This window comes from Candidatus Accumulibacter phosphatis, from assembly GCF_012939955.1.
Classification (GTDB): domain Bacteria; phylum Pseudomonadota; class Gammaproteobacteria; order Burkholderiales; family Rhodocyclaceae; genus Accumulibacter; species Accumulibacter delftensis.
On record NZ_SPMY01000066.1, the window covers coordinates 19,752 to 27,511 of the forward strand.

At 65.1% G+C, this 7,760-nt stretch carries 5 protein-coding genes and 2 pseudogenes; 3 read left to right on the plus strand and 4 right to left on the minus strand.

The features are described from left to right. Position 1 precedes the first annotated feature (1 nt). Both E4Q23_RS19490 and E4Q23_RS19495 read left to right on the plus strand, forming a co-directional pair. A pseudogene (locus E4Q23_RS19490) lies at positions 2 to 3,086 on the plus strand (efflux RND transporter permease subunit). A gap of 44 nt (positions 3,087 to 3,130) precedes the next feature. Beyond that, positions 3,131 to 3,568: a hypothetical protein gene (locus E4Q23_RS19495; protein WP_169068183.1), complete on the plus strand. Its 438-nt coding sequence runs from the start codon at positions 3,131 to 3,133 to the stop codon at positions 3,566 to 3,568. A gap of 228 nt (positions 3,569 to 3,796) precedes the next feature. Here the strand turns inward: E4Q23_RS19495 and E4Q23_RS19500 are convergent. From E4Q23_RS19500 to E4Q23_RS19515, 4 genes and pseudogenes are all read right to left on the minus strand, one after another. Then, a pseudogene (locus E4Q23_RS19500) lies at positions 3,797 to 4,410 on the minus strand (flavin prenyltransferase UbiX). Positions 4,411 to 4,594: 184 nt separating this feature from the next. Further along, positions 4,595 to 5,152: a Gx transporter family protein gene (locus tag E4Q23_RS19505; RefSeq protein ID WP_169068184.1), complete on the minus strand. Its 558-nt coding sequence runs from the start codon at positions 5,150 to 5,152 to the stop codon at positions 4,595 to 4,597. Positions 5,153 to 5,213: 61 nt separating this feature from the next. Continuing rightward, positions 5,214 to 5,897 carry a fumarylacetoacetate hydrolase family protein gene (locus tag E4Q23_RS19510; RefSeq protein WP_169068185.1) on the minus strand — a complete coding sequence of 228 codons (684 nt, stop codon included), beginning with the start codon at positions 5,895 to 5,897 and terminating at the stop codon, positions 5,214 to 5,216. 24 nt (positions 5,898 to 5,921) lie between these two features. Continuing rightward, positions 5,922 to 6,668: a Nif3-like dinuclear metal center hexameric protein gene (locus E4Q23_RS19515; protein WP_169068186.1), complete on the minus strand. Its 747-nt coding sequence runs from the start codon at positions 6,666 to 6,668 to the stop codon at positions 5,922 to 5,924. A 21-nt stretch (positions 6,669 to 6,689) separates the two neighbouring features. On the opposite strand from E4Q23_RS19515, the gene E4Q23_RS19520 reads away from it, so the two are divergent. Beyond that, positions 6,690 to 7,760: trypsin-like peptidase domain-containing protein (locus E4Q23_RS19520; RefSeq protein WP_169068187.1), on the plus strand; the 1,071-nt coding region annotated here is incomplete at its 3' end.

Sequence of the window (7,760 nt, forward strand, 5' to 3'; positions counted from 1 at the left end):
CATGTTCGAACTGATTATCCGCGCCAGCCTCAAGCAACGGCTGCTCGTCCTCGGCATCTCGCTGTTGCTGATCATCTACGGCGCGATCACCCTGCGCCAGATGCCGGTCGATGTCTTCCCCGACCTCAACAAGCCGACGGTGACGCTGATGACCGAAGCCGGCGGCATGGCGCCGGAGGAGGTCGAGCAGCTGGTCACTTTCCCGATCGAATCGGGAATGAACGGCATGCCCGGGGTGACGCGCGTGCGCTCGGTCTCCGGCATCGGCCTGTCGATCATTTATGTCGAGTTCGAGTGGGGTTCCGACATCTACCGCAACCGCCAGCAGATCGCCGAACGCCTGAACCTAGTCCGCGATCAGTTGCCGCCGGGGGTGGTCCCGCAGCTCGGGCCGATTTCGTCGATCATGGGCGAGATCCTGCTCATCGCCATTCCTGCCGACCCTGCCAAAGTCAGTCCGATGACCGTTCGCGAGTACGCCGACTGGGTGATGCGACCACGCCTGCTGACCATCCCGGGCGTCGCGCAGGTGATCCCGATCGGCGGCGAAGTGCGCCAGTACCGCGTCGAACTGCGCCCGGCGCAGCTGCAGGCCCTGGGCGTCGAACGCGAGAAGCTGGAAGCCGCGCTGCGCGACTTCGGCGCCAACACCAGCGGCGGTTTTCTCGAAGTGCAGGGCCGCGAATACCTGATCCGCCAGATCGGCCGCAGCGCGCGCATCGAGGATCTGCAGAACCTGGTGGTCACCGTCAGGAACGGCCAGCCGATCGTTCTCAAGCAGCTCGCCGACGTCAAGCTGGCGCCGGCGATAAAGCGCGGCGACGGAAGTTTCCAGGGCAAGCCGGCGGTGATTCTCTCGGTGCAGAAGCAACCGGCCGCCGACAGCGTGTTGCTCACTCGCGAAGTCGAGAAAGCCATCGACGAACTCGCCAGGAGCCTGCCCGAAGGCATCGAGGCGCCGTCCTTCCTCTTCAAGCAGGCCGATTTCATCGAGCACTCGGTGAACAACGTCGAAGAGGCACTGCGCGATGGTGCGATCCTCGTCGCGGTGATTCTCTTCCTGTTCCTGCTCAACGTGCGCACGACGATTATTTCGCTGATGGCGATTCCCGTATCGCTGCTGGCGACGGCGCTGGTCTTCCGCTACTTCGGCCTGTCGATCAACACCATGACCCTCGGCGGGCTGGCGATTGCGATTGGCGAACTGGTCGACGACGCTGTCGTCGGCGTCGAAAATGTCTTGCGCCGCCAGCACGCCACGCCCGGTCGTCGAGGTGATCGCCGCGGCGACCCTGGAAGTGCGCTCGGCCATTGTTTACGCGACGCTGATCATCGTTCTGGTGTTCGTGCCGCTGTTCGTCCTGCCGGGCATCGAGGGGCGCCTGTTCACGCCGCTCGGCGTCGCCTACATCGTCTCGATTCTCGCCAGCATGATCGTCTCGGTGACACTGACCCCGGTGATGGCCTACTACCTGCTGCCGCGCATGCAGCAACTGCATGCCGGCGACAGCCCGCTGGTGATCTGGCTCAAGCGTGTCGACGCGCGCCTGCTGCACTGGTCCTTCGCACGCGCGCGTGGCCTGCTGATCGGTGCGCTGCTGCTGGTGCTGGTGGTCGCCGCCAGTGTGCCCTTCTTCCCGCGTTCCTTCCTGCCGCCGTTCAACGAGGGCACCCTGACCGTCAATGTGCTGCTCAACCCGGGCACCGCGCTGAGCGAATCGAACCGCATAGGCACACTCGCCGAGCAGCTCGTCGCCCAGGTTCCCGAGGTGACCAAGGTCGGCCGGCGTACCGGGCGCGCCGAACTCGACGAACATGCCGAAGGCGTGCATTACACCGAGATGGACGTCGACCTCAAGGCTTCCGATCGCGGCCGCGCCGAAATCATCGCCGACATCCGGCAACGTCTGGCCACGCTGCCGGCGGCGTCCAATGTCGGGCAGCCGATCTCGCACCGCCTCGATCACCTGCTCTCGGGCGTGCGCGCCCAGATCGCGCTGAAGATCTACGGCGACGACCTCGACACCCTGCGCGGCCTGGCCGCCGAACTGCGCGCGCGGCTGGCGCAGATCCCCGGCGTCACCGATCTGCAGATCGAGAAACAGGTACTCATCCCGCAAGTGAAGATCCATCTCGACTACGAGCAGGCGGCGCGCTACGGCGTCGCCCCCGGCAATCTGCTGCGCAGTCTCGAACAGATGATCGAGGGCGAGCGGATCACCGAGATCGTCGAGGGCAATCGTCGCTTCGACCTGCTGGTACGCCTGCCGGAAAGCGCGCGCAGCCCGCAGGCGCTGGCCGACTTGCTAATCGAAACGCCGACCGGGCACGTGCCGCTGTCGAAAGTCGCCAGCGTCGAGGAAAGCGACGGCCCCAACCAGGTCAGCCGCGAGAACTCGCGGCGCCGTATCGTGCTCTCGGCAAACACCGACGGCCGCGACATGTCGCAAGTGATCGCCGACATCCGCAGCGCACTGGCTGCCAAACCGCTACCCGATGGCTATTTCACCGCGCTAGAAGGGCAGTTCCAGGCGCAGGAGGAGGCGGCGCGGCTGATCAGCCTGCTGGCGACGATCTCGCTGACGATGATCTTCATGGTCCTCTACAGCCGCTACCGTTCGGCAGTTCTGACCCTGATCATCATGGGCAACATCCCGCTGGCGCTGGTCGGCAGTGTCATCGCGCTGTGGATTTCCGGGCAGCCGCTGTCAGTCGCTGCACTGGTCGGCTTCATCACCCTGACCGGCATTGCCACCCGCAACGGCATTCTCAAGATCAGCCACTACATCAACCTGTGCGCCTTCGAAGGCGAGACTTTCGGCCAGCACATGATCGTCCGCGGTTCGCTGGAGCGCCTGACGCCGGTGCTGATGACGGCGCTGGTGGCGGCTTTCGCGCTGCTGCCCTTGTTGCTCTCGGCCGACGCGCCGGGCAAGGAAGTGCTGCACCCGGTGGCGGTGGTGATCTTCGGCGGGCTGATCAGCTCGACCCTGCTCGACAGCCTGCTGACGCCGCTGATGTTCTCGTTGTGGGGCAAGCCGGCGCTGCAGCGCCTGCTCGCCGCGCATGACAGCGAAAGCTTCTGACCCCGAGACTGCTGAACCTGTTTCAACCAACAAGGAGTTTCCCCATGCCACCGATCAAAGCCCTGCTTCTCGCCGCCTCCAGCAGCGCCTTCATGCTCGCCAGCCAGCCCTTGCTCGCCCATTCCGACGACTATCTGGATACCCAGAAAGGGGCCAATGGCGGCCAGTTGCGCATGGCGGGTCCCTATCACTTCGAGCTGGTGGTCGCCAGCGACAACAGGGAAGCCAGGGACAGCGCGGTCGTCGTGCATGTCACCGACCATGCCGGCGCCAAGATCGCGACGGCCGGCGCGACCGGTACGGCGACCATCCTCGCTGGCAAGGAGAAGAGCACTGCGACGCTGACCGCCGCCGGCGACAACCGCATGCAAGGCGGCGCCACATACGCGTCGACGCCGGACATGAAGGTCGTCGTCTCGATCACCGTGCCCGGAAAAGCGGCCGAGCAGGCGCGTTTTACGCCGCTGGCGGGGAGCAAGTAGGCGGCGAGCAGATGGCAGCGCTGTCTGGTGTTTCTCCTCGGCCGGATCGCCGTCGCTGGAGCTCGCGAATGCCGACCTTGTGCTGCTCCAGTTGCACGTAGGGCGGTGATCTGCGCGACGTCGTCCGGGGTCAGGCCGGGAACCGGTGCCATGTCGCCGCATTTCCAGGGGTGCGCGCGCCCGCCGGCCGGCGCGCGAGGCGTACTTGTTCGGCAACGACTCCGGCGCTCATTCGCCGGCGACGGCGCCCCAGCGCGGGATCAGCGTATGCGCGACGCGCAGTTGATCGAGAATTCGCGCCACGACGAAGTCCACCATGTCCTCGACGCACTGCGGATGGTTATAGAAACCGGGGTTGGGCGGCAGGATGACCGCTCCCGCGCGCACCAGGCGCAGCATGTTCTCGAGATGGATGGCGGACAGCGGTGTCTCGCGCGGTACCAGAATCAGCTTGCGGTTCTCCTTGAGGACGACGTCGGCCGCACGTTCGATCAGCTTGCTGGCCAGTCCCTGGGCAATCGCCGCCAGGGTTCCCATCGAGCACGGGCAGATGACCATCGCGTCGGGCGGGTTGGAGCCGCTGGCGACCGGCGCAAACCATTCTTCGCGGCCGTAAACTTCCAGCCTGCCGGGCAGGGCTCGATAGCGTTCCTGCAGCGTGGCCTGGGCGTCGCTGGCGCGTGCCGGCAAGTCCAGCCCCATTTCCTGCTTGGCGACGATCTGTGCGACCTGCGAGTAGAGCAGTTGCACGCGGCAGTCGGCGGCCAGCAGGCATTCGAGCAAACGCACGCCGTAGGGCATTCCGGAGCGCCGGTGAAGGCCAGGCAGATGGTTTCAGGCATTTTCGACCTCCGTCATGTCAATGTGAAAGTCGCGTAAGCGACTCACGAAACTCCCGTCTCCCCCTGCGGGAGAAGGGCCAGGGGTGAGGCGGGGAATTCGGGGAGCATGCTCCCTGCCCGGCGAACGATTCCGGCGTGCAAGCCGGAATGCGCACTGCAAGTGAGAGGGGAACGTTCATGACGTTCATGACCTGGGGTAGCTCGACGGGTCATGAACGTCAGTTTCCAGCTCTTCGAGCAGGCGCGTCGCCAGCAGGCCGTTGATGATACCGAAGACGAGCGCGGCGACGGCGAAAAACGGGACCATCAGAAACAGGCCATTGTGGGGAATCAGCCATAGTCGTGCCAGCAGGAGTTGGCCGCCGATGTGCGCGAATGCGGCCAGGATGCTCCAGCTGATCGGGCCGAACCAGCGTCTCGGTAAGCGGTAGGCCAGTCCCAGCGTCAGCAGGCTGAAGAGCGCGCCGGTGAGGCTCATGAAGAAGCCCGGCGAAAGGAAGTAGCCGAGCAGCAGGCCGCCGGCAAAGACGCGCAGGCCGGTGACCCAGGCCGCCGCCGCCCAGCCGTGACGTGCGAGAACAATCAGCGTGACGATGTTCGCCAGCCCGGGCTTGACCCCCGGCAGGGGAAGCGGGATGGCCGCGTCAATCAGCGATAGCCCGATTGCCGCTGCTGCAAGCTGCGCGATGCGGTGGTCTTCAGGCGTTGCGAGTAGGCGTATCAGTGGCCGCTCCTCGCGCATCGGCGTGCTCGGCAAGGCGGCGGCAATGTTGCCGCTGCGCTCGACAAGCTCGCTACGGCTTTCAGACGAGTTTCACCGCGAGTTCGCCGACGCCGGCGACACTCGCTTCCAGCACATCGCCGCGTTGGACCTTCGATACGCCGGCCGGGGTGCCGGTGAAAATCAGGTCACCGGGCGCCAGCTCGACGTAGGTCGACAGATTGGCGATCACCTCGGCGACCTTCCACGACATCTGGTCGAGGTCGCCGTTCTGGCGCAGCTGGCCATTGACCTTGAGCGAGATGGCGCCGTGCTCGGGATGACCGATGCTGGCCCGCGGCTGGATGGCGCCGATCGGTGCGCTTTGATCGAAACCCTTGGCCATGTCCCATGGGTGGCCCTTCTCCTTGGCCGCGCGCTGCAGGTCGCGACGGGTCAGATCAAGGCCCACGGCGTAGCCATAGACCCATTCGAGGGCTTTTGCCGGTGAGACCGCAGCGCCTCCTCCGGACAGCGCGACCACCAGTTCGACCTCATGCTGCAGATCGCCGGTGGCCGGTGGATAGTGAACATCGCCGCCGCCAGGCACCAGCGCGTCGGCGGGCTTGCTGAAGAAGAACGGTGGCTGGCGCCCGTCGGCACCCATTTCGGCTGCGTGCGCAGCGTAGTTTTGCCCGACGCAGTAAACCCGGCGCACCGGGAAGAGGGTGTCACTACCAGCGACGGGTACGCACACCTGGGCGGCGGGCGGAAAGACGTAGGGCATGCTTGCTCCTTGGGGTTTAAGGTTTCAGACGGGGTTGTCGAGATCGGCGAAATGACAGTCGAGGCCGAAACGTTCGGCCAGGTGTGCAGCGAGCGCCTGTACGCCGTAGCGTTCGCTGGCATGGTGACCAGCGGCCAGGTAGGCGACGCCGGATTCGCGCGCCAGATGGACCGTCTGCTCGGAGATTTCGCCGCTCAGGTAGAGGTCTGCACCCAGCGCGATGGCCTCTTCGAAGAGCCCTTGCGCACCGCCTGAACACCAGGCGACGCGCTTGACCGGGCGCTCGCCGTCGCCGATGAGCAGCGGCTCGCGTTGTAGCACCGCAGCGACGTGTTTGCTGACCGCAGCGACGGTCGCCGGCTTTTCCAGTCGTCCGTGCCAGCCGATGTCCTGCTCGCCGAAGCGGCCTTCGGGCAGCCAGCCGAAGCGCTTGGCCAGCTGCGCGTTGTTGCCGAACTGGGGATGGCTGTCGAGCGGCAGGTGATAGGCGATCAGGTTGATGTCATTGTGCAGAAGGGTTTGCAGACGTGTTCGGCGGATGCCGGTGACGCGACCGTCTTCACCGCGCCAGAACCAGCCGTGATGGACCAGGATGACGTCGGCGGCACGCGCGACGGCGACGTCGAGCAGCGCCTGACTGGCGGTGACGCCGGCGACCAGGCTGCGGATTTCAGGCCGTCCTTCCACTTGCAGTCCGTTTGGGCAATAATCCTTGAAGCGGCCTGCGTCCAGGATCTCGTCCAGGTAGCGTGTCAATTCTTCGCGTTTCATTCACTCGCTCCGGTTTCGCCCATGCGCAGGCTCTGGCTGATTTTTGCACAAACGGTGACCTTTGGTGTCGCCCTTCTTTTCGTCGTCAGTACCCTTAAGCCCGAATGGCTCGGCAAGGCACCGATATTCGGCACCAGTATCGTTGCCCTGCAGGAGTCGGTGACGCTGGGCGAGGCGCCGACGCTCGTTGCGCCCTCGTATCGCCAGGCGGCGAAGAAGGCGCTGCCGTCGGTGGTGCATATCTTTACCGCACAGAAGGTCAGGGCGCGTCGTCATCCCCTGTACGACGACCCGGCTTTCCGTCACTTCTTCGGTGACGATCCGGGCGGTGATGGGCCGAGCAGTTCGGGCCTGGGCTCGGGCGTCATTGTCAGCTCCGGCGGCTATGTTCTCACGAACAACCACGTTGTCGAATCCGCCGACCAGATCGAGGTCGCGCTCAGCGATGGCCGTAACCTGAATGCGCGCCTCGTTGGCAGTGACCCGGAATCCGATCTGGCGGTGCTGCAGATCACCGCCGACAACGGCAAGGCGCTGGCCTTGCCATTGCCGGCGATCACCTTTGGGCAGATGGACGACGTTCTGGTCGGCGACGTGACCCTGGCCATTGGCAACCCCTTCGGCGTCGGTCAGACGGTGACCATGGGCATCATCTCGGCCCTCGGCCGCTCGCACCTGGGGATCAATACTTTCGAGAGCTTCATCCAGACCGACGCGGCGATCAATCCGGGCAATTCGGGTGGGGCGCTGGTGGACAGTCGCGGCAACCTGATCGGCATCAACACCGCCATCTACTCGCGTTCCGGCGGTTCGCTCGGCATCGGTTTTGCGATTCCGATTTCGATTGCGCGCAATGTCATGGAGCAGATCATCGCGACGGGGACAGTTACGCGCGGCTGGATTGGCGTCGAGGCGCAGGAAATTACCGTCGATCTCGCCGAGTCTTTCGGCCTGCCCGATACTCGCGGTGCGCTGATCGCCGGCGTCCTGCGCGGCGGCCCGGCCGATGCGGGGGGGATCAAGCCGGGTGATATCCTGCTCGCCGTCGCCGGTCGCGCAGTCGAGGATCCGCATGGGATGCTCGACCTGATC

Excerpts from the sequence above, each read along its gene's own strand:
- E4Q23_RS19495 (WP_169068183.1), top strand. The coding sequence starts at position 3,131 with ATGCCACCGATCAAAGCCCTGCTTCTCGCCGCCTCCAGCAGCGCCTTC.
- E4Q23_RS19505 (WP_169068184.1), bottom strand. The coding sequence starts at position 5,152 with ATGCGCGAGGAGCGGCCACTGATACGCCTACTCGCAACGCCTGAAGAC.
- E4Q23_RS19510 (WP_169068185.1), bottom strand. The coding sequence starts at position 5,897 with ATGCCCTACGTCTTTCCGCCCGCCGCCCAGGTGTGCGTACCCGTCGCT.
- E4Q23_RS19515 (WP_169068186.1), bottom strand. The coding sequence starts at position 6,668 with ATGAAACGCGAAGAATTGACACGCTACCTGGACGAGATCCTGGACGCA.